Here is a 402-nt window from a genome sequence, read left to right as displayed (position 1 = left end):
CGATCCATTTCGCAGGCTTCGGCATCCGTGCCGCTCCGTTACTTCTTGATTTTTTCCGGGCGCTTCCAGTTTTCCAGGTTCTTCTGCCGGGCGCGGCCGAAGGCCAGGTTCTTCGCCGGAACCTCATGGGTGATGGTGGAGCCGGCCGCGGTCGTCGCGCCATCGCCAATCTTCAGCGGCGCCACCAGCGAGTTGTTCGAGCCGATGAACACATCGTCGCCCAGCTCGGTGCGGAACTTGTTCGCGCCATCGCAGTTGCAGGTGATGGTGCCGGCGCCGATGTTGCAGTTGGCGCCCAGCTCGGCATCGCCCAGGTAGCTCAGGTGGCCGGCCTTGCTGCCCTCGCCCAGGCGGGCATTCTTCAGTTCGACGAAGTTGCCGACATGGGCCCGAGCGCCGAGC

Annotated in this window: 1 protein-coding gene; it reads right to left on the bottom strand. The window is 64.7% G+C overall.

What is annotated here, in order from left to right; translation table 11 throughout:
* Positions 1–38: 38 nt before the first annotated feature.
* The coding region (locus FLO80_RS24090; protein WP_281287078.1) for a DapH/DapD/GlmU-related protein at positions 39–402 on the bottom strand (364 nt) is incomplete at its 5' end.

This window comes from Aquicoccus porphyridii, assembly GCF_008369105.1.
GTDB classification, from domain to species: Bacteria; Pseudomonadota; Alphaproteobacteria; order Rhodobacterales; family Rhodobacteraceae; genus Aquicoccus; species Aquicoccus porphyridii.
This window is presented reverse-complemented; position numbering and strand designations above follow the sequence as displayed.